Raw genomic sequence first — 19,783 nt, 5'->3', positions numbered from 1 at the left:
CAAAAATCCGGTGGACAGTATCGGGGCCTTTTTGGTTGCTGAGGGGAAATTGTAAATAATTGTTGTCAAAAAATTTGAAAGTTTTTTTGACTTGGGGTACTTCGTGTTCACTTCACGAATATCAACAAAGCTAAAAAATTTTCGACCAGATGAAAAAGTCCATTTTTCTCTCGCTGTGCATGGTGCTCCTTGCGCTGTCTTCGTTTGCCCAGCAGAAGGGAGTCTCCAAGTTCAAGTCAGAGGTGAACTCTACTACGATTGATACGGTCGTTAATGCGACAACCAAGTATCAGCTCTTCCAAAGCGCCAATGCTGGGAACATCCTAACGGTCCAAGTGACGGCTACGAAAATTTCCGGGACGACTGCTGGTGTCGTCCGGTTATTTGGGTCGAATGACAAGGTTGCATGGGTACGTGTAAAGGAGGGTGCTGCACTGGCTGCTGTCGATTCGCTGAACCTGGCGAACGCATCTACTCCGCAGACAATAATTTTCACCGAAAAGCCGGGGCGCTACCTGTATTACAGGGTAGGCATTACGGGATCCGGAACTGCTTCCACGAAGTTCAGTTCGGTGGCGGTGAATGCCCGATAAGCTTTCTTTTTTGTGTTTGGTTTTGTGACAATAGGGGCGGATTGTATCCGCTCTTTATTGCTTTACCTCCTTCTTCAACATGACGAAAGACCAGATTGATATTTTAAACGAGGCCTGCGATGGTGACCGTTTTATGGTTGAGGTGCGCTGCGTGGCTGAGGAAAAGACGACCGAGGGTGAGTCCACAATGTTTATCACAAAGCAAGATGGCAGCGTGATCCTGGTCGATAAATTTTTCGCAGTCCGCAAAATGACCAAGATAGCCTAATGGAAGCCTCGACGATTATTGCCTTTTCGATCTGCTACACGATATCAGCAGGTTTTATAGCTCTCCTTTTGATGATCCTGAGTGAAGACATGAAAGATGTTTTCGTCAGGATTTTGACGTATACGATGTTTGTTCCGGTGGTGAATTGCGTGGTTGCCGCGTTTTTCGCAGTGGTTATGTGTTATAAGTTGATTGCTGATGGCCCTAAAAAAGAAGAACCGGACAAAGGCAAAGCGTGAGCGCAAAACCGCGACCGAAGGAACAAAGCTGACATTGAAGCAGCAGCGCTTTGTCGAGGAGTACACCATAGATTTCAATGCAACAGCTGCGTGTATCCGTGCTGGTTACTCAGAACGAACTGCGGCGGTCATTGGTAGTGAGAACATTAGAAAACCTAATATAAAAAAGGCCATTGATGACCGGGTAAAGGAATTCTCAATGTCTGCCAATGAGGCGCTAATCCGCATGTCGGACTTTGCTAGGGGTAATTTCACCCCTTTTTTGGTATTGGATGATTTCGGAAATGTCTCGCTCGATTTGTCCAGCCTTCCGGCGCAGCGGAGCATGCACCTGATTAAGAAAATGAAGCAGACTAAAAAGACCTATGGCGAGGATGTGCCTATAACGGAGGTTCATACCGAGATAGAAATCCACGACGCCAAGGACGCGGTCAAGACGCTGCTTCAAATGCATGGTAAGCTGATCGATAAGAAAACGATCGATCACACTTCTAACGGCCTGCCGATAGAGAAAACCGAGATCGTTTTCGGAAAGGGTTCACATGGCGAAGCAAGTAGTACTGAGTGAAAAGTATGATCCACTTTTTCGATGGTTAGACGCTAAGCCTGGTAGCGCGCTTTCCCGGGTAAACAAGGTTATTATTACCGGTGGGCGCTACTCGCAAAAGTCTTTTGCTGTTGGTACGTGGTCATGTGTTGCGGCAAAGGATTACAACCACAGGATACTATACACACGGTACACGCTTTCCTCAGCTGAGGATTCTATCATTCCTGAATTCGAAGAGAAAATCGGGATACTGAATTGCCCTCAGGCATTTGTGGTCAGGAAAGACCGGATATCTGGCGCCTCAAATGAGAGTAAGATCGTTTTCAAGGGGATTAAAACCAGCTCGGGGAACCAGACGGCGAACCTGAAATCCTTGAAAAACTTCTCGGTTTTTATCCTGGAAGAGGCAGAGGAGATGCCGGATTTTAAGAGTTGGGACAAGATTACAAAGTCGATCAGGGCAAAGGATGTCCGGAACCTGAATATCCTGATCCTGAACCCGACTACTAAGGAGCACTGGATTTACGAAGAGTTCTTTGAAAGTAGAGGTGTTCCGGAAGGCTTCAATGGAATCAAGGACGAGGTACTCTACATCCATTCGACATACCTGGATATCGAGCGGGAGTACATCGATGACGCCAACTGGATCGACTTTGAAGACAAGCGGAAGGCGTATGAATATTACAGCCGCCTGACGCCAAGGGAGCAGATCGATTGTGATCCTCTGATAAGGAAGAAGGCCAATTACTTCAAGTATACGATCCTTGGTGGTTGGCTGGCGAAAGCGGAAGGTGTTGTCTTTGAGAACTGGTCTATCGGAGCATTCCAGGAGATTGCGCCATCGATTTTTGGTCAGGATTACGGGTTCAGCTCCGATCCTACCACACTGGTAAGGGTAAGCATTGACAGGGGAAGGAAGAAGATATTTTGCAAGGAGCTGTTGTATGAGCCTGGACTGCGGACCAGCCAGATCATCAACAAGAATAAGCAGCTCACCAATGGTAGCCTGATCTATGCAGATAGCGCGGAACCGCGGTTGATCGTCGAGGTCAGGGAAGGCGGGGTAAATATCCGGGAGGCATTGAAACCGCCTGGTAGCTTGACGGCAGGTATTGCAATGATGTTGGATTATGAGCTTGTGATTGATCCGTCCAGCCTCAACCTGATCAAGGAATTGAACAATTATGTGTGGCACGATAAGAAGTCAAAAACACCGGTTGACGCGTGGAACCACCTTATAGATGCGATCCGCTACGTGGTTTTCAGCACATTAAGTATAAAAGTAGTCGGTGGTCGAGGAGACTAAAATCATCAACAAAATGGGAGTATTCGATATTTGGAAGGCGAAGCAGGACACGATCCGTGTCAATGCTTCGCCGTTGGCAAGCCGGCCAATGGAAATGCTATTAAAGTGGCAGCCGAATGGGCAGGTGGTCATGTACAATGCAGAGGGCGAGGAGTTTCTTAACAAAGGATTCCTCGGGAACCATGCCGTTTTTACGATACAGGACTGGAAGTGCCAGAAGATCGCAATGGCCCCATTTGTTTTGTACCAGGTGCGCGATAAGAAGATGTACAAGCAAATGCGCAACCTTTTGAAAGGTGCTACGCCTGAGAGTATGTCAGCTGTAAGGATCCTTCAAAAGTCGGCAATGGTTGAGGTAGACCGGCCAGAGATCACTAAAATATTTGATCGGCCAAATCCTATAATGTCCTGGGCTGAATTCGCCTACGGTACGATTATGTACAAGGATATTATTGGTGCGGGCCACTGGATGGGCGTGCGTGCTGGCAGTGTTGATGACCCGACGACAGGAAAGATTCGCGAGATATATCTACCGCCGGCGCATCACATGGTAGCTAAATCGGGCGGTGTGACAAATCCTGTCAGTAAGTGGTTTCTCCGGACAAATCCCGAAGTAGAGATTGATGCGGCGAACGTGTGCAGTCTCCGCAATTTCTCACCGATCTACACGACCGAAACGCAGTTCCTTTACGGATTGTCCCGCTTGCATGCATTGCGCGCGATTCTTAAAAAGCACAACGAGGGTACATTGACAGAGGCGGAGATTTATGCGCAAAAGGGTATCCGAGATATTGTTTTTCCTGCTGCGCTTCCTGAGTATGCAGCTGTCAATTACGAGATGTTCCAAAAGACGCGCGACGCATGGAACAGAAAGATCAATGAGTCGAAGCAGGGTAGTATCATGATCAATGACGTGCCACTTGGTTCTCTTCGCCTTGGTTTTTCTCCTCAGGATCTGGGGTTGCTTCAATCTCAAAGTGTGACCAAAATAGATTTTTGTGCAGCTTGGCACGTAAAGCCGGAAATATTCGGATGGTCGGAGCAGTCTACTTTTAATAACGTCGCTGAGGCAAGGAAATCCAGTTTTACAGATGCGGTAGTGCCGGAGCTTGAAGGAATGTGCGATTCATTGAATACCTGGTACCTGCCCTCACATGATGATACTGGTGGTTTGGTAATTGGTGTGAACTACGACCATTTTGCAGAATTGCAGGAGGACAGCGAGAAGAAGGCGAAATGGCTTGATCTTGTTCCGCTTACGGCAAATGAAAACCGTGAGGCGATGGGCTGGGGTGCTCAGGAGGGTGAGAATAATAACAAGATACTGGTCAATAGCGGTAAGAAGGTATTGGATGACCTGGGTCTGGAAAGCTTCCATGGTAATCCGGGCAATAATTACGATAACCTGGATCAGGGCGATGAATAATAATCAATTCTCATCGGGGACTTATGAGCTCGACTGGAATCGTCCGGAGCGAGATAACCGATATTACATCGGTGTACTGACTGGGCTTCCTGCAAGTGAACTATTGGCTGCTTGTCCCAAAAAGGATTTATGGCGAGGGCCTGAATTTGTGCAGGCGTTTAAAAAGCTGGGTTTCAACACTTCCGAGGGTTGGGTAAAATTTGATTCCCAAACAGATAAGCCGTGCCTTTTACGAACTACGAGCGATCAAAAGAACATGTGGTTTGTGTGGATTTATCATAATGGCGTGATCAATAACCGCTGGACTGTGGGCGAATGGCGAGAAGAATATAAAGAGCTGAGGATTACCTCAATGCTTCAAGTGTGGTTGTAATGACAAACGACGAACGTAGGGATTATTGGCGTAGGTATGCCCGGGAGAATGCGAAGTACGAGCGCAATGGCGTCGTGCATTTTCGTCGTGCGATCGCTGAGACGTTAAAGCCGGTTATCGAATTGGCTTCCCAGCAAGGCGCTGCGGCTGCTCTGGCCTCGGTGGATGTGCTGATTAGTCGCCCGTTTATTGAGCAGGCCTTTATCGAGTTTTACTATTATGTCGGTACCGCGCACAAGGCGTGGTGCCAGGCTCAATTCAATAAGCGTAAGAAAAAAGACCGGGGATTGCCTCCGATAGATTTGAAGCCAGTCGCCGCGGCCTCTGCCGATGCTGGCTTTGGTGCTGGTTTCTTCAATCCGGCTTGGCTGCAACGATTAAAGAACCTGGTGTATGGATTGGACGTAGCAAGCCGTGTAACCAGCATTGCCAATACGCTTAAAAAGAAACTCCGCGCTGTCCTCGGTCGTGCAGTAAAGGAAGAGGTCAGGCCGAGCGCTATGGCCCGAAGGATCCAAAATGAAATGGGCGGCAAGTTCAGCGAGGCCAGGGCTCGATTGATTGCCCGAACTGAATCCACCTACGTGGCCAATGTGGCCGCCAAACAGCAGGCTATCGAAACTGGTCTCAAACTCGTAAAGGTATGGATCGATACCAGGGATTCGCGCGTTCGCGATACCCACTGGAAGAATCCCGACCCGATCGGGTTCAGTGATAAATTCAAGGTAGGTGATGCTTTGATGGATCACCCGGGTGATCCGGCCGGCGGCGCAAAGGAGTGCTGCAACTGCCGGTGCTGCGTTGCCTACCTACCTGCTGATGATCACGAAGATATTTTCCCAAAAGAACCAATTTTTTAATACGTATATAGATAAGCGGTTAAAGTTTGACATGTTTGGTTGCTAATCTTTGCGATCAGCAAGAAAATCCAACTGTTTTTAATGGACTTGATTAAGAGTATAGACCAGTCTATCACTGATATCGATGTTTCGAAAGGCATCGTTACCGGCTATTTTTCGTCCTTTGATTTCAAGGATACGGACGGTGATATCATCCGCAAAGGAGCGTGGCAAAAAACCATTGCCGAGAATGGCCCATCCGGTACGCAGCGCATCCGCCATTTGATGGACCATGATAAAACCAAATCGGTGGCAGAGCCGCAATCCCTGGAAGAAGACCATTTTGGGTTGAGGTATGTCTCTAAGGCTGGTCGCCACACCAATGGCCGTGATTTCCTCTATATGTGCGAGGATAAGCTAATCAAAGAGCACTCCTTCCGTGGAAAGGCGGTGAAGCAGTCATTTTCGAAGGCTGACAACTCCAATATCATTACTGAGGTGTTCATGTGGGAGGGCTCTTCCATGCAGGCCTGGGGCGCAAATCAATGGACGCCATTGGTAAGTGTAAAGTCACTGTCTGACCTGCAAGAAACCTTTGAAATCCTTGTGAAAGCATTTAAAACCGGCAAGTACTCCGATGAGAAATTCATGGAGTTAGAGCCGCTATACAAAGAACTTGGTGAGTTTTTCAAGTCCACTTCTGAGCCGGCTGGTACCACTCAGAAGCCGGTGGTGGAGGATAAGCCGAAATTGAGTTATTCTGAAATTTTCCAAAAATCACTTCATCACAATGTCTGATAACGAAGAATTAAAAAAGATCCAGGAGATCGGTGATGCGATTAATCTTCGCATGAAAGCCTTGGAAGACAAGCACACGTCCAATGCTTCCGCTCTGGAAAAAGTGAAAGAGCTTGACACCCTTTGGAACCAGGTTAAGGACAACCCGGACAAGATCAAGGAGCTCGGCCAAAAGGTCGAGGAGGTAATCATAAAACTGAACCGTCCTGATTTCGGCAAAGAGGTTTCCGAAAGCTATGCGGGAGGTTTGGAGAAAACCCTTAAAAAGGGCTTGGAAGGTGTCGATTTCGATGACCGCAATGCTAGCAAAAAGATTGTTTGGGATATGGGGCAGCGCGGTTTGATTAAAGCTGTTGGCACTATCACCAACGCTAATTTTACTGACTCTGTTTCAGGGCTTGCCGTTCCGTTTAACCCTGATTTCGATCAGCAATTGGTAACCAGCCCTCGCCGCAAGGTGCACATGCGTTCGGTTGTTCCTATCCTGCCGATGTCTGGCGATGCAATCCGTTATCAACAGCACAAGGATCACGGAGAGGGTGAGATCGGCATTCAGGTGAACCACGGTGACAAAAAGCAGCAGATCGAAGAAAACTACGAAATGGTTGACTTGATCCCTCGCACCATTGCCGGTTTCTACCGCGTGTCAAAGCAGGAGATTGCCGATGTTACTTTCCTTACGCAGTCACTCCTTTCTGAGGGAACAGAGCGTTTCTTAAAAGTTGAGGATGCTAAATTCCTGTACGGTGTGGGTGGATCCAATGACATCAAAGGGATCAATGAGTACGCTGCGGTATTTGCCGGCGATATGCCTAATTACTACGAGGCGATTCTGAATCCAATCTTTGAGCTTCTGGATCAGGATGAAGATCCGAACTCGGTTCTGATCCGCCCTTCGACGTATTGCCAGCTGTTGAAATACAAGACAACTACGGGCGAGTATAACTTCCCGATGTTGTTTGTCCCGGATCAGCAGCAGCCTCTTTCTATCGCTGGTGTGCCTATCAATATGAGCACTGCGGTGCGCATCAATGAAGGTTTCGTGGGCGACTGGTCGGCAAATAATATCCAAATCCGCGTACGTGAAGCGCTTTCTATTGCTTTTGCTTACGAGGATGCCGACAACTTCACTGAAAACCTTGTGACAATTCGTTTGGAGGCTCGCGAGGCATTGCAGTTGAAACGGGCGAATGCGTTCCGTAAGATCGACTTCACTCAGGTCGCTCCCGCAGCGTAATAATAGTTTTGAACCGAAAGGATGCCTTCACATGGGAGGCGTCCTTTTAACCCTTCTGAATGGAAATATTATACTTCATCAATAAGACTGACAATGAAAACTTACAAGGTAATCAATAGGTTCAGTGATCGTTTGGACAACTTCACGATCCGTGAGGTGGGCGAAGAGCTTAAATTGGCTAATGCTCGTGGTGAGGAGTTGACCGAAGGCGGGTTTGTTGAGCTCATTGAGGAATCCACCGAGCCAGTTGCTCCGGCAACCACCGATGACAAGCCTGCCAAAGCGGCTAAGCCTGCCGCAACTGTCACCAAAGAGGAAAAGAGCGCCTAATCTGCAATGGTAACACGAGGTTTCGCATACAACAGGGTAGAGACCGGCGATGAACCGGTTTCACTTGACTTGTGTAAGGCTCACTTGGAGATCCGTTCCGGCAGTCATGATGTCCTATTGCAGACGCTGATAATCGCAGCCCGTAAGCAGGTCGAGAAGTTCCTTAGCGTTACGCTGGTGGCATCTACCATTACTGCGCGCTGGGAAGAGCTGACAACGGTGGAAATTCCATATGGTCCTGTGAAAACGGTTACCAGTGTCCAGGATAAAGACGGTGGAGATGCTTCGCACACGATCGAAGGGCTGGTGCCTGGATTCCCCGATATCAAAGCCGACCGTAGCGCGCCGACTGTTATCGTCTACGAGGCTGGCTACGAACAGGTGCCGGAGGATATCCAGTTGGCGATTATCAAGCTGGCCACGGACAATTTCGAGCAGCGTACAGGTGTCGATGTTTCGGGAGCTGCGGGTTATCAGCTTTTGCCAAACAACTGGATGAAGACCTGCGCGACTTACAGACGAATCACTTGGGCATCATGAATCCGGGAAAGTTGCGCGATCTGCTTGTTTTTTATGGCTTAACCAGGACCAGGACCGGACGTGGATCCAGTAATGGAAATTACGAATTTGCTTTCGAGCTGATGGCCAGCGTAGTTCCAGGCAAGACAATTACCAGCGTGGAGAATGAGAAGCTGACAGTTGTTCAGTTGTATGATGTGAAGATCCGCTACGAAGAGGGAATGGTGCCTGCGGCCGATATGCAGGTGGTTTTTGAAGGGGAGAAATACCTGATCAAGAACATCAAGCAGGTGGATACTCGGAATAGGGTGGTTCTTTTTATGATGACCAAAGTAAAGCAGGGATGAAAATCGAGGTAGGAGGTTTGGAAACGTTCGTCGCCAAAATCAAAAATTGGGAAAAGGATTTGATCCTTAAAGCCAATCAGGAGGTTTTGCAGGCCGCAATGCGCACCGTCGCCCTGGCGAAAGTCCGGCTTCAACCACTGGCCAGCGACGATGCGGAGACAGCGGCAGATATTGCAGCGGTCCGGTCAAGTATCAACTATGTGCATGACCGCAATAGCATTTCCTCGGTTGTTTTTGCTGGCAACACGCAGAAAGACCACTTTGCCGCTTATCTTGAATTTGGTACCGGCCCCTATGCTGCAAAGCGAGTGAAGGAATTGCCCTTCGAATGGGAAATGGTCGCCTCTCAGTTCTACGTGAACGGTAAGGGTACAATGCCGGCGCATCCGTATTTGGCAGACGCTTACATCCAGGAGGGGAACCGGTTTGTGGAGAACATGAAGAAGTTACGCCCTAGAATGCAATGAAAGACATTATCAAGCCGCTTACGGTGGGTTATTGCAGTTTGCTTGACGGAATGGTTGTCGATGGCAAACGGATTACTTTCTATGATATGTCTGCTGACTACGACAGTTTAGAGCCTTATATACTGCTAAACTCGATCGGTACCAACAATACGAATACCCGGGATTCATTCGATGGAACAGCGGTAGTTCACTTGACGGTATTCACGGCATTTGATGGCGATTTTGGCGGCGCAGACCTCGCGGATGCGATAGGCAATGAAATCCTTCAACGGGTTATCCCAGCACCTGGCACAACGAATATTCAGGCGGAGGGCTTCAATATCATGGGCGCAAAGCTCAACGACAACAGGGATTACAAAAGTGAATTGCCAGACAGGCGCATATACGAGAAGGTGCTCGTCATAGAGCATTTGACGGAACAACTTTAACACTTCAACAACAAGCTAAAATGGCAGGTAAATTCAATGGTACCGTTCAGAAAATATTCGTGAAGGGTACTCCTAACAAGGAGATTCAGCACACGATGGATATTTCGTTGGCCTTCAATGCTGCCGATATTCCTGCGACTGACCGCGACTCTGGCGGCTATGAAGAGATTATTCATGGTTTGCGGTCCTACACGGCCAAAGCGACGGGTCGGACAAACTACGCCACGGCTGCCGGCAAAACCGGGATCACGGAGCTGGCGGACGCTTATCTGAACCGCACTTTTCTGACGATAGTCTTTACGACCGCTCTCACGGGTGATATCAGTTTTGAGGCGCAATTTATGCTCACGCAGTTTACGCCATTTTCTGCTGCTCACGAAGGCGAGGTGACGTATTCGCTTGACCTGAAAGGAAACGGACCTATCACCAAAGCAGTAGTCGCGTAACCATGAAACAGCAAATCAATAAGTTAGTCGGTTACTGTGAGCTTAAACTCGATGATGGGCAGGTGATCCCGATGAAATTCGGGTTTGACGCTACGACTGAGTTTTGCAAGCACTTCGGCATTAAACCCTCGGAGATATACACCACCTTTTTCGAGTATGCCGAGCGCGATATCGAAGTTAGTGACGCCGACGGAAAGAAGATCATCAAAGACCGGTTCCCTGTTTGCAATGATGTCCAAAGGTTTCTTCCTGCTGTGCTCTGGTGTGGCGCTGATTACGTGAGCCGGTTTGAAGGCGGCGATGGTTACAGGATCATCGATGCCACCAACTGGATCGATGAGATTGGGGGGCCTGCGTCGGATCAGCTACCAGCCGTTTACGCAGCATTCTTTAAGGCCATTTCGAATGGCGGATCACCTCCAAAGGAATCTACCCTGCCCGTTGAAATGCAACAGGCAAAAAAAAAGAACAGCCGCCAAGGAAGCCGCTAAGCATGGATGAGTTGGGCCGGATTGCGATCCGTGACCTGAACATTTCCTACATGGAGCTTGCCGACAGGACTCTTTTTGAGCTATCGATGGAGCTGGAAGGGTACAATGGAAGATGGGAAGAAACATGGAGACATACCCGGCTTCTGGGTACCCTTCTTTACAATCCGACGGTCGCAGAAGAGGACAGGGTACAGGTTTACCAGTTTATGCCACTGTCCGAAGATGCTGACCGCATTGCACTCGATGAATTTTTTCAAGGCCTGATGGCCGAAAGAACAATTAAATCCTATGGATTCGAGTAACGGACCAGAGTTACAGGTTAAGTATAGTGTTACCGGCGAGGAGAATGTTAAAAAGGCCAATGCCGAAGTAATTGACAGTACCAAGAGAGTCGATGCCCAGGTAAAGCAATCTGGATCCTCCTTTGAAAAGTACCGCGACATTCTCGGCAAGGTTTCTGCATTCGCCGGCGGCGCCTTCGTTACTGCTGCGCTCGCGGCGGGTACGGCTGTGTATGCCGCCAATGAGCAGGTTGTTGCCTTAGACAAGAGCCTGCGGGTTTCCAGTGGTTCGATGCAGAATTACGAGCGGAATCAGCGCGCCTTGCAAGAGGTTGCGGACAAGTATCATAAGAGCATTTTCACGGTAGCCGAGGGTTTCAACATGTTGACCCGCGAAACCCGGGATACGATCAATGAAGGTTTGCGGACAAAGCAGATGTTCGATGATCTAACCGTTGTTTCCGGCAAAATCGGTTATACGGTCAACGATACCACAGATAAGTTCGGCGGCTTCATCGACAAGATGAAGGAGGGTAATGTCGATTCGACAAACCTCGCCGACGAGCTCGACAAGCGCCTTTACGAGGCATTTGTGAAAGTGGCGGAAGGTATGGGCGCGACAACTGGCGAGCTCAATGAGTTGTTAAAAGAAAGTGACGAGGCTGTTGCTACTGTGCTGCCGCAGCTTACGGCGGAGCTGAAAAATGCGTTGGGCGATATCCCGCAGCAGGACGCCAAAGATTTAGGCGGTTCTTTTGAATACGCAAGAAGCAAGCTCACCCTTTTGCTCGACGGACTATTTCAGACTTCTGGTGGTAAAAGTGCCATTGCCCAGGCTGCGGAGGACGCTGGCGGGTACCTCGATGTTTTGAATAAAATTGTTCGGGAGCATGGTGTTGCGGCGGCAGGCGGTGCTATGATTTCGAAGGGTGTCGTGGGGTTGGCAGGGGCGGTAACTGGACTTCCGTTGGAATTGGATCCGTTCGGATATGGCGCAGAGCAAACGACAAGGGCGCAGCGAGAGGCGCTGGGGAAATCAAAGTCCTATGGCAACGGAATGCCAATTGGCTGGTCTCAGTCTGGCAACCCAAATGGCCTAATGCCATCTCAGTTTGCGCAAAAAGAATTTAATATCGCTGCTGGACTTGCGGAAAACCGGGTTAAGGCAGAGGAAAAGGCCAATAAAAAAATTATTGATGCCGCAAAAAAGGCAGCCGCCGAGCGCAAGCGTGAATTGGATGCAATTACGCGGCAAGAAATCCAGGATTCGAATGATCGGATCCGGGAGGGGTTGCGTGCGGCGGAGGAAGGGGTTCGAAAGCATTATGCTGACCGCCCGAGCTCAAATATTTCCGGTCAATTTAAGACCAATACCGGATACGATCGGAAATTCAACGATAGTGGCTTAACTAAGTCACATTCTGAGTTTAGCAATCCCGTATCGATGGGGAAAGCGCCAAATTTCGATCACATCATCGCGAGCATCAATCTGATAAATGATGCATGGGGTCGAAATTTTGTAATGGTCAATAATGCGACCAAGGCGATAAATGATCTTGCCATTGCAACGCAAAAAATGGATGATCAATATCGCGGGGCTATTTCAACTATTTCAGAGGGAGGCACGGTAAATGCATTTGCCGCGCTCGCTGAGGGCCTTGGGGATATTGCGGCAGGCACAGGTAGCATCGAGGAGGTGGGCGCAAAGGTGGCTAGTGCTATGGGTACAATGATTCAGCAGATAGGCGAGGCTACGATTGCGTATGGCGTAACCAAATCTGGCCTCGAAAAGGCGCTAGCTGCAAGTTTCGGAACACCAGGTGCCGGGGTGGCCGCTATTTTAATTGGCGCTGCTGCGATCGCCGCTGGGGCCGCCCTTAAAGCTGCTGCTACAAAAAGCCAGAACCAGGCGATGAACCGGATGTGGGATGGAGGTATTCCTGATTCGGTAGGAACTGACCGCATTCCTACCCTGCTTTCGCCGACTGAAATTGTCCTACCACAGCGAGAGCAGGCGCAGCTATACGGCCTTATCAAGCAGACAAATACTGGTTCAATAAACTCACCAGCTGTGGGCGTTGGTGCTTACAATTCATCAAAGATGGAAGTCTCCTTTAAAGGGGAATTATTAGGATCAACTATTCACCTGTCCAATAAACGGGCAGCAATGGAGGCGAATTATTATTTCTAATGGCATACGGCGTAAAGTGGTATTCTTACTTTTCTGACCTGCGTGACGCGGGCGAGGGGAACTATTTGGTTGAGGTTCTTGAAAGGGATTATCCGGGCGCTTCTCTGCGCGTGAAATCGGCTGACGATGCATGTACGGTTGAGATTGAGGATATTTCTGATCCGTTCTACCCTATACGTTCGATCAAGTTCTCATTCAACTGGATATCGCGGGAGGATTCGCCGTTCGATATCGAGGACCTGTATATCACTGATGACCTTAAATATAAGATCAGGCTATCGAAATTGAATGCTTCGAATGTTGCCGAGGTCTTATTTCATGGCTTTGTTGTTCCGATTAATGCAGAGCAGCCGTTTTTGCCAAAAAGCTACGTCGTTTCCTTTACGGGATCCTGTGGCTTGCCGCTGCTGAAAGATGTCTACTACCTGGATTCTGTTGGGGCATTTGTTGAGGGTAAACATTCCCTGATAAAGATCATTGCCAACTGCCTGTCCGCAACGGAGCATGAGTTGCCGATCCATACGACAATCAACCTGTACGAGCAAAGCATGTCATTGGCTACAAGTCCGCTTGGCCAGGCAATTATCGATGCGGACGGGTTGCGGAGCAAAAAGGCATACAATGTGCTGTTTGATATTTTGAGCAGCTTGCGTGCCTTTATTGTACAGAGCAAGGGAGCGTGGCATATCATCCGTGTTAAAGAGCAGGCAGCATACTCGGCCATGGTTTGGAAATTCACTTCCGATGGTGATCCGATCGGTGCCGAGCTTCGGCCACAAGCTGCGGCCTTCGGACGCATGGAATACGAGCCTAATGTTCCCAGGGTGAAGCCAATCCGGAAGACGGTAAAGCAGAGCCTTGCGATGCGCAATAGCGTGGTGACGGCAAGCATTAGCCCGGGAATTCCGGTGAACAGGCTGGCAAACGGCACTTTTTCGGGCCCTGTGCTCGGAACGGTGTCTGGCTGGAACAATCATATAGGCTCGATTGATTGGCAGCGTGGCGGGGTTGGCATGCCCGACGATCCGTACCGTATAGAATTTTTGGAGCACATCGAGTTTGACCCCAAAAAGAAGAAACGGGCATTTAACCCATTCGCTTATCTCGATTCAGGGCCGATCACGCTGAACCTGGGTGATTTCAACATTCCCTCAGACAGGCGAAAGGAAACCAAGATAGTGCTGCGTGGCGCGTTTAAATCGAACAACGCGCTTTCCTGCACGTTCATGCTCTCGATCAACGAGACGGAACGGGAATTCAATGATTACCTGGATGATAATGGTGACTGGTTTTACTCCAAAAAAGAGGACCGGACGTATAATGTCCGTGCTGCACAGTCGGTCTACGAGCCTACTGTAAAGACCTATCACGATATCAAGGATCTGCAAGAATTCCAGATTGAGAGCAAGAAGATCACGAACCTTCTTAATCGTCCGGAAGGTGCGGTAGCTGTCCTTCGTCTACGCATTTTCCCGGGTATTCAGGGGCCGGGCTACAACAGCCATTCCTTTCTTTCTCTTGAAGACCTGATGCTCTATGTGGTTGAGGATTCGGTTTATGAAGGCGAGCACAAATACCGCATTGATACCAAATCGAAGATACGTAACCCGAACCCTGCGGACTTCTCGATGATCATCGCTGATAAGATTGATATCGTTACGCCGGAGCAGAGCAGGGAAACCAATCGGGTAATGACTGGCTACATGACCTTGCCTGGCGGTGCGCTTACGCAAGCCTGGCGCGGGATATTAAATGGCAATGTTGATCCAACGGATACGATCGTTGAGCCAATCCAAAAGAAGGCGCTGCGCGAGACTGTCCGGCTATTGTGTGGCCGCAGGCAAATTTATCAGGGCGTATTCATGGGGCATAGTTTGCTCCCGATACATTGCATGTATAGTGGGTACGATGAGCCGGACACTCCGACCAAGTTTTTTACCATTACGCAATGGAAATGGAGCCCGGTTTCAATGGAGTACTCATTGAAGCTAAGTGAGCTGAATTTTGCAGCGCTTCCCAATGAGGATATTTTCCTTGCTGACGATGAAGGTGGCCGCATGTACCGCGGTAATTCTACTGGATCCGGCAGCGGATCAGGCCCCGGCCAATCAAACGCCGAGGACATTGTTTTCGACGATATCCCGCCGGTATATTTCACGGTGGGCATGCAGGAAATCAAAGTAGTTGATCTTGCGCAATACCTGATGTCCTCGCATGCGGCGTATTCGCTGACCGATCGCGAGCTGCACTACACCGACTGGGTGTCGTATGTTACGATAGATCGGGGCGATGACGGCACTGCGCTTGATCTGCAAATCACTGCTTTGCCCAAAGCGCCGGGCACGGACAGGGTACTCGTGGAGTTTGTCGGCAACCAGGGAGAGAAGCACATCTTGATTGTACCGCTTCGGGCAATGCCTGCTTTCAAGTCGGCATACACCCTGCGGGACGGGACCAGCTTCGCCAATTTGGGATCGTTGCCCGGTGGTTATGAACTCCCCGATCATTGGAATGTGCAGATAGGGGCAAAAGGGCTGCATAGCGGTATATTCATCAAGATCACCGGAGGCGGCGACACTGGCGATGCGGTAAATTATCAGAATACGGTAGGGCTGTATGTGTTGGTCGAGGAGAATGAATTGCAGTACTACAATGTCTTCGATGTGATCGGAGGGGTTGATTATCCTGCCGGCTTGTACACGTTGGAAGTCGCATTTTTCCGAAACGATGGCGATCCTGATAACCTGGTTGAGATCAAGCGAAATATTATCAAGTTCACGCTTTATGATGAGGAGTACCTCGGTAAGGCCACGTTTGAATTTTGGGATTCGGCGGCAAACACATTAGTCGGCGCGATCAATCCGGATGGATCCTCCGAGTTCAAGATGGTCGATAGCTTTGACAATAAGGTTAAGATTGTCGATACAGAGCACGATAAGATCACCATGGCACTGTCCCTGGACGGGACGGAAGTAAAGCGCAGGGTGGTAGAGCCGGACCCGGCAGTGACTGATGCTGAATATTTCGTTTACAACGCTCCCGAACCGGACCAGCAGCCGGGATACTATGAGCTGATGGTCGAGCTTGAACTCGATGGTGACCTGGTTTACCAGCGGCTTATCGCGTATAAGGTAAACGAGAAGACTAAGCAACCTCAGGGCGGCAGCCTGGTGCTGGTGTCCATGGTGCCCGGCACGACCAATTACAACGAAATGGGCACGCTGTCGCTGGCTGGTGGTTTGTTTGCGCTTCCGGCTTCGGGTTGGAATGTGCTTGCCGATGCGCCGGTGGTAGAAGGTACGCGCCGTTCTCACCGGATTTTCCAGAAAAGGGCGGCAGGGCTGGTTAATGTAGACACGTCGCTTTATGCCGGCAGGCCTCAGTACCGTGATTACGCTGAGGCCGAAAGTGCTCCTAAATATCTGATATTCGACGATTTCAGCAGTATAAACATTGACAAGATACACGGGGACAATACTTCGTTCCGGGTGATTGTTACTGATGAGGTTGCCGGTGTGGTGTCCCAAATATTCCAGGCTGATTTTTCCTTTGGAACATTGGAGGACCTGGACGATCTTCCGATTGAGGAGCCTGGTGCGCAAACTATTTTGCCAGGTTATGCCATGTTCGCCATTACGGAAAATAACGTAACTATATTGAACTGGCGGCCGGACGGAGCAACGCTTGAAACATTCGAGCCGGAATCCCCCGACGATCAGAGCAATCCAGCGTCGAACCATGCGCGGATAAAGCTTAAAGGCGTGACGTTGGGCCACATTCAGGAGATACCAAACAGGACGGTACTCGGGAACCTGAGTGGTGGTAGTGCGGTGCCCCAGGCACTCCCTGTTTCTGGCGATCCGGATACAGCGGATCCGGGCGACCTGGTGCTTTATTCGCTGATCCAGCAGATCCTCGCTGATGCGATCGACGGGACAGCTGGATACATTCCAAAATTCGGAGGTGAGGGTATTGTCGATAGTATTATCCGTGAGGTGACCGGCAAAATCGGCATTGGTGTCAATCCGACTGAGGCGCTGCACGTTGCTGGAAACATTCTGGCCACTGGCCAGGTGAAATCCTCGATCGCCACTGGTACCGCTCCGTTGGTAGTAGCCAGCACGACGATGGTGGCCAACCTAAACGTGCAGTATCTGGATAGTCACGAAGGGCCTTATTATCTGGACTGGAATAACTTCACAAACTACAAGTCCATTATCGCCGGTGGCGGGTTAATCGATGGTGGTTTGCTCGATCAGAACCGTACCATAAATATGGGCGTGCCGAGCAGTATTGGCCCTTCGAGTATAAACTCGGTATCAGCGGACTCGCATACGCATGCTCTGACCGGGGTTTATTCGGAAACGGAGGTTAACGACCTGCTCGACGGCAAGGAGAACACATTTTCTAAAAGCGATATCGTCCAGGGTGCTGGAATGTCCATTACTGGCGGTTCTCTGCTGAACAAGCTGATCGGAGCCAATGATATCACTTTTGCCCTAGCAGCTTCGGGAGTGGGTGCAGGAGGTTACAGGCAGGTAGACGTAGATATTTATGGCCGGGTAATCTCTGGGTCGAATCCCAACACCTTGGCGGGCTATGGTCTCAACACAACTGTTTACACGAAAATTGAGGTGAACAATTTGATCGCTTCGGCGGGGTATATCGACGGTGGCGGGACGGCTGGGTACATCGCCAAATTTACCGATAGCGACACGATTGGAAACAGCGTGATCTTTGATTCAGGATCGGAAATCAATGTTGCCAGTTCCCGCGCTTTTGGGGTAGAAGGCGGCGCGGCAATGCGTAGCTACCTGCACGTTCACGATTACCTCGCAGTTGGCAAGTCCGGACAACACGGAGCTATCGTTGTGCATAGCGCCCCTTCTGCTACTGCCGATCCTTCTTGTGCAATAGATATTCAAAGCACGACAAGGGGCCTTGGGTTGCCATACATGACTAAGGCGCAAAGGGATGCTATTGTTAGCCCAAAGGATGGACTGTTAATCGTTCAATCGAATGGCGTTGGGGCGTCTATCGGGGGTTTAAAACTCAGACTGGTAGGATCCTGGGTACATATTCCATGGAGTTTAGCAGATGCGTAATTCAAAAATCAACAAACAATAAATATGGAAATAACCTTAAACAACCTGATTCTATGGGCGGCCCAATTTGAGGCTGTCATCTCTGAAAATGCTTTGGGCTGGGCGGCCGATCGCAAAATGTCAGAGCTGTCATCCTTTTTTGAAGGGACGATCAAAAGCAATAAGAAGCTTCGGGAGATCACTGCCGAGGCAAAGGAATTGTCATTTCGGTTGATATATGAGGGCGATGAGAGCAAACAGCAGCTTACCGCGCAGTTGGGCGTGCTTCGCAGCGCCGAAGCCCGCGCATTGTCCGAGCCGATCGAGGAAATTTATATCGAGCCAGTGGTGGTCAAGGTGGAGGAAGCTATCTCCGAGAAATTCAAGCGTGATGCTGTGACGGTTGGCGTACTGGAAAGGCAGTATACGATCAATCCGTATAGCGCATTCCATAACCTGATAAAGGCAGGGCTTATCAAGATTGCATAAAGCGTATTACCACTTCATCAACAACTAAAAATCAATTCATGAAAAACCTGCTCATTGCGGCGCTTTTGGCATTTTGCCAGGCGGTCTCCGCGCAGTCGATCGATCAGATCATCGACGGCAAGATCAAGGCGTCAGAGACTCGGCAGAAAGCCTATTCTGACAGCCTGTTTAAAGCAAAAGCCGATGGTGGCGGTACACAGAACCCGCCTAATGACTTAAAACCGTGCGATCGCGGGCCCGTGCCCAGCAGTATTATCGACGTTACGACTACTAGCGGAGTTGTGGTATGGGACGGTGAAAATGTTTTTGGTTGGGATTATTCGATTTACAAAGGCACCGACCGCGTCGCATTCAATTCCGTCAAGCCGGTTAGCAACCGGGAGCCAATAACCTATGCAGGTCTTTCTCCTGGCGAATACACCTTCACTATGCAGGCAAATACCTGTAAAAGCGAGGCGAAGAGCATCAAATTCACTGTACCAAAGCCGACGAGTGATAATGGCGGAAATCCTGGACAGCCTAACGGCCCTCCGAGCGATAAAGGAGCAAAGTTCGAGCTCATCCTGGGCACGACCGGCGGAGGGTTCCGGCCCGACGAGCCGACCGGTATTGATCGCGACTGGGTAGAGCGCATTGAAGCGTTTAAATACAGCTGGGGTTACGGGATTACTGGTATTTCTCTTTGGGTAGAATGGACGCACTACGAGCCCACACCTGGGCAGTATAGAACTGACGGATTGCAAAAGGTTATTAAGTTTTGCGATGATCGGGGCTTGAAGCTGGCTATTACGTTTAAGGGCGTTCGATCAAGAGGGGATAATTTCATTCGGGAAAACGAGATCGTTAAAGGTAGTGCGGGCACGTTGTACGCCGAGGGGCCGGGGGCTAATGCGCACGTTTATGCAGGGTACGGAAACGACCGAGTTAATGCTCTAAGCTATAAGGCAATCCAGTCGATTGCGAAAGAGCTTAAAACCTACGACAAAGCGCTATATATAGCAATTTCCGGCGGTGGATCCGGTGAGGTTGTAAACCACACTTTCGAAAAAAACGGCTTGTGGGAAGTTGCGGACGTGTCACAAGA

The 19,783-nt window shown here is 49.6% G+C and carries 21 protein-coding genes and 1 pseudogene; all 22 read left to right on the top strand.

All coding sequences use genetic code 11. From position 1 onward, the window contains the following. The first annotated feature begins 149 nt into the window (after window positions 1–149). Complete coding sequence (locus LZD49_RS26425; RefSeq protein ID WP_234670708.1) at window positions 150–593, top strand: hypothetical protein; 444 nt, start codon at window positions 150–152, stop codon at window positions 591–593. 79 nt (window positions 594–672) lie between these two features. After that, the gene (locus tag LZD49_RS26420) at window positions 673–861 is read left to right on the top strand and encodes a hypothetical protein (protein ID WP_234670707.1); all 189 of its coding nucleotides are present in this window, start codon (window positions 673–675) and stop codon (window positions 859–861) included. Then, window positions 861–1,100, top strand: coding sequence for a hypothetical protein (locus LZD49_RS26415; protein WP_234670706.1), 240 nt, complete (start codon window positions 861–863; stop codon window positions 1,098–1,100). Before LZD49_RS26420 ends, LZD49_RS26415 begins: the two co-directional genes overlap by 1 nt. Beyond that, window positions 1,060–1,668, top strand: coding sequence for a terminase small subunit (locus tag LZD49_RS26410; RefSeq protein ID WP_234670705.1), 609 nt, complete (start codon window positions 1,060–1,062; stop codon window positions 1,666–1,668). The genes LZD49_RS26415 and LZD49_RS26410 overlap by 41 nt, the downstream gene beginning before the upstream one ends. Continuing rightward, window positions 1,643–2,953 carry a PBSX family phage terminase large subunit gene (locus tag LZD49_RS26405; protein WP_234670704.1) on the top strand — a complete coding sequence of 437 codons (1,311 nt, stop codon included), beginning with the start codon at window positions 1,643–1,645 and terminating at the stop codon, window positions 2,951–2,953. The genes LZD49_RS26410 and LZD49_RS26405 overlap by 26 nt, the downstream gene beginning before the upstream one ends. A 13-nt stretch (window positions 2,954–2,966) precedes the next feature. Then, the gene (locus LZD49_RS26400; protein ID WP_234670703.1) at window positions 2,967–4,379 is read left to right on the top strand and encodes a phage portal protein; all 1,413 of its coding nucleotides are present in this window, start codon (window positions 2,967–2,969) and stop codon (window positions 4,377–4,379) included. Then, window positions 4,372–4,752: a hypothetical protein gene (locus LZD49_RS26395; RefSeq protein ID WP_234670702.1), complete on the top strand. Its 381-nt coding sequence runs from the start codon at window positions 4,372–4,374 to the stop codon at window positions 4,750–4,752. The genes LZD49_RS26400 and LZD49_RS26395 overlap by 8 nt, the downstream gene beginning before the upstream one ends. After that, window positions 4,752–5,612 carry a phage minor head protein gene (locus LZD49_RS26390; RefSeq protein ID WP_234670701.1) on the top strand — a complete coding sequence of 287 codons (861 nt, stop codon included), beginning with the start codon at window positions 4,752–4,754 and terminating at the stop codon, window positions 5,610–5,612. The genes LZD49_RS26395 and LZD49_RS26390 overlap by 1 nt, the downstream gene beginning before the upstream one ends. An 81-nt stretch (window positions 5,613–5,693) precedes the next feature. After that, window positions 5,694–6,389 (top strand): HK97 family phage prohead protease, encoded by a 696-nt coding sequence (locus LZD49_RS26385; RefSeq protein ID WP_234670700.1) that lies wholly within the window; start codon window positions 5,694–5,696, stop codon window positions 6,387–6,389. After that, window positions 6,382–7,626, top strand: coding sequence for a phage major capsid protein (locus LZD49_RS26380; RefSeq protein ID WP_234670699.1), 1,245 nt, complete (start codon window positions 6,382–6,384; stop codon window positions 7,624–7,626). The genes LZD49_RS26385 and LZD49_RS26380 overlap by 8 nt, the downstream gene beginning before the upstream one ends. A 93-nt stretch (window positions 7,627–7,719) precedes the next feature. After that, the gene (locus tag LZD49_RS26375; protein WP_234670698.1) at window positions 7,720–7,956 is read left to right on the top strand and encodes a hypothetical protein; all 237 of its coding nucleotides are present in this window, start codon (window positions 7,720–7,722) and stop codon (window positions 7,954–7,956) included. Between the two features lie 6 nt (window positions 7,957–7,962). Beyond that, on the top strand, window positions 7,963–8,496 hold the full coding sequence (locus LZD49_RS26370) for a phage head-tail connector protein (RefSeq protein ID WP_234670696.1): 534 nt from the start codon (window positions 7,963–7,965) through the stop codon (window positions 8,494–8,496). After that, on the top strand, window positions 8,493–8,822 hold the full coding sequence (locus LZD49_RS26365) for a head-tail adaptor protein (protein ID WP_234670694.1): 330 nt from the start codon (window positions 8,493–8,495) through the stop codon (window positions 8,820–8,822). The genes LZD49_RS26370 and LZD49_RS26365 overlap by 4 nt, the downstream gene beginning before the upstream one ends. Then, on the top strand, window positions 8,819–9,289 hold the full coding sequence (locus LZD49_RS26360; protein WP_234670692.1) for an HK97-gp10 family putative phage morphogenesis protein: 471 nt from the start codon (window positions 8,819–8,821) through the stop codon (window positions 9,287–9,289). The genes LZD49_RS26365 and LZD49_RS26360 overlap by 4 nt, the downstream gene beginning before the upstream one ends. Beyond that, window positions 9,286–9,717 carry a hypothetical protein gene (locus LZD49_RS26355; RefSeq protein WP_234670691.1) on the top strand — a complete coding sequence of 144 codons (432 nt, stop codon included), beginning with the start codon at window positions 9,286–9,288 and terminating at the stop codon, window positions 9,715–9,717. Before LZD49_RS26360 ends, LZD49_RS26355 begins: the two co-directional genes overlap by 4 nt. A 20-nt stretch (window positions 9,718–9,737) precedes the next feature. After that, window positions 9,738–10,163, top strand: coding sequence for a phage tail tube protein (locus tag LZD49_RS26350; protein WP_234670690.1), 426 nt, complete (start codon window positions 9,738–9,740; stop codon window positions 10,161–10,163). A 2-nt stretch (window positions 10,164–10,165) separates the two neighbouring features. After that, a complete protein-coding gene (locus LZD49_RS26345; RefSeq protein WP_234670689.1) occupies window positions 10,166–10,654 on the top strand; it encodes a hypothetical protein in 489 nt (162 codons plus the stop codon). Between the two features lie 2 nt (window positions 10,655–10,656). Then, a complete protein-coding gene (locus tag LZD49_RS26340; protein WP_234670688.1) occupies window positions 10,657–10,956 on the top strand; it encodes a hypothetical protein in 300 nt (99 codons plus the stop codon). Further along, entirely contained in the window at window positions 10,943–13,126 is a 2,184-nt protein-coding gene (locus LZD49_RS26335) for a hypothetical protein (protein ID WP_234670687.1), read from the top strand. Before LZD49_RS26340 ends, LZD49_RS26335 begins: the two co-directional genes overlap by 14 nt. Continuing rightward, window positions 13,126–18,231 (top strand): hypothetical protein, encoded by a 5,106-nt coding sequence (locus LZD49_RS26330; protein WP_234670686.1) that lies wholly within the window; start codon window positions 13,126–13,128, stop codon window positions 18,229–18,231. Before LZD49_RS26335 ends, LZD49_RS26330 begins: the two co-directional genes overlap by 1 nt. A gap of 24 nt (window positions 18,232–18,255) precedes the next feature. Continuing rightward, complete coding sequence (locus LZD49_RS26325; RefSeq protein ID WP_234670685.1) at window positions 18,256–18,699, top strand: hypothetical protein; 444 nt, start codon at window positions 18,256–18,258, stop codon at window positions 18,697–18,699. Between the two features lie 38 nt (window positions 18,700–18,737). Then, window positions 18,738–19,783, top strand: a pseudogene (locus LZD49_RS26320) (hypothetical protein); the annotation flags it as partial.

Origin of the sequence: Dyadobacter sp. CY261 (assembly GCF_021440085.1) — a bacterium.
Lineage (GTDB): Bacteria > Bacteroidota > Bacteroidia > Cytophagales > Spirosomataceae > Dyadobacter.
This window is presented reverse-complemented; position numbering and strand designations above follow the sequence as displayed.

Bases quoted from the DNA above. Each gene is read 5' to 3' on its own strand.
- LZD49_RS26425 (WP_234670708.1), top strand. From the start codon at position 150: ATGAAAAAGTCCATTTTTCTCTCGCTGTGCATGGTGCTCCTTGCGCTG.
- LZD49_RS26420 (WP_234670707.1), top strand. From the start codon at position 673: ATGACGAAAGACCAGATTGATATTTTAAACGAGGCCTGCGATGGTGAC.
- LZD49_RS26415 (WP_234670706.1), top strand. From the start codon at position 861: ATGGAAGCCTCGACGATTATTGCCTTTTCGATCTGCTACACGATATCA.
- LZD49_RS26410 (WP_234670705.1), top strand. From the start codon at position 1,060: ATGGCCCTAAAAAAGAAGAACCGGACAAAGGCAAAGCGTGAGCGCAAA.
- LZD49_RS26405 (WP_234670704.1), top strand. From the start codon at position 1,643: ATGGCGAAGCAAGTAGTACTGAGTGAAAAGTATGATCCACTTTTTCGA.
- LZD49_RS26400 (WP_234670703.1), top strand. From the start codon at position 2,967: ATGGGAGTATTCGATATTTGGAAGGCGAAGCAGGACACGATCCGTGTC.
- LZD49_RS26395 (WP_234670702.1), top strand. From the start codon at position 4,372: ATGAATAATAATCAATTCTCATCGGGGACTTATGAGCTCGACTGGAAT.
- LZD49_RS26390 (WP_234670701.1), top strand. From the start codon at position 4,752: ATGACAAACGACGAACGTAGGGATTATTGGCGTAGGTATGCCCGGGAG.
- LZD49_RS26385 (WP_234670700.1), top strand. From the start codon at position 5,694: ATGGACTTGATTAAGAGTATAGACCAGTCTATCACTGATATCGATGTT.
- LZD49_RS26380 (WP_234670699.1), top strand. From the start codon at position 6,382: ATGTCTGATAACGAAGAATTAAAAAAGATCCAGGAGATCGGTGATGCG.
- LZD49_RS26375 (WP_234670698.1), top strand. From the start codon at position 7,720: ATGAAAACTTACAAGGTAATCAATAGGTTCAGTGATCGTTTGGACAAC.
- LZD49_RS26370 (WP_234670696.1), top strand. From the start codon at position 7,963: ATGGTAACACGAGGTTTCGCATACAACAGGGTAGAGACCGGCGATGAA.
- LZD49_RS26365 (WP_234670694.1), top strand. From the start codon at position 8,493: ATGAATCCGGGAAAGTTGCGCGATCTGCTTGTTTTTTATGGCTTAACC.
- LZD49_RS26360 (WP_234670692.1), top strand. From the start codon at position 8,819: ATGAAAATCGAGGTAGGAGGTTTGGAAACGTTCGTCGCCAAAATCAAA.
- LZD49_RS26355 (WP_234670691.1), top strand. From the start codon at position 9,286: ATGAAAGACATTATCAAGCCGCTTACGGTGGGTTATTGCAGTTTGCTT.
- LZD49_RS26350 (WP_234670690.1), top strand. From the start codon at position 9,738: ATGGCAGGTAAATTCAATGGTACCGTTCAGAAAATATTCGTGAAGGGT.
- LZD49_RS26345 (WP_234670689.1), top strand. From the start codon at position 10,166: ATGAAACAGCAAATCAATAAGTTAGTCGGTTACTGTGAGCTTAAACTC.
- LZD49_RS26340 (WP_234670688.1), top strand. From the start codon at position 10,657: ATGGATGAGTTGGGCCGGATTGCGATCCGTGACCTGAACATTTCCTAC.
- LZD49_RS26335 (WP_234670687.1), top strand. From the start codon at position 10,943: ATGGATTCGAGTAACGGACCAGAGTTACAGGTTAAGTATAGTGTTACC.
- LZD49_RS26330 (WP_234670686.1), top strand. From the start codon at position 13,126: ATGGCATACGGCGTAAAGTGGTATTCTTACTTTTCTGACCTGCGTGAC.
- LZD49_RS26325 (WP_234670685.1), top strand. From the start codon at position 18,256: ATGGAAATAACCTTAAACAACCTGATTCTATGGGCGGCCCAATTTGAG.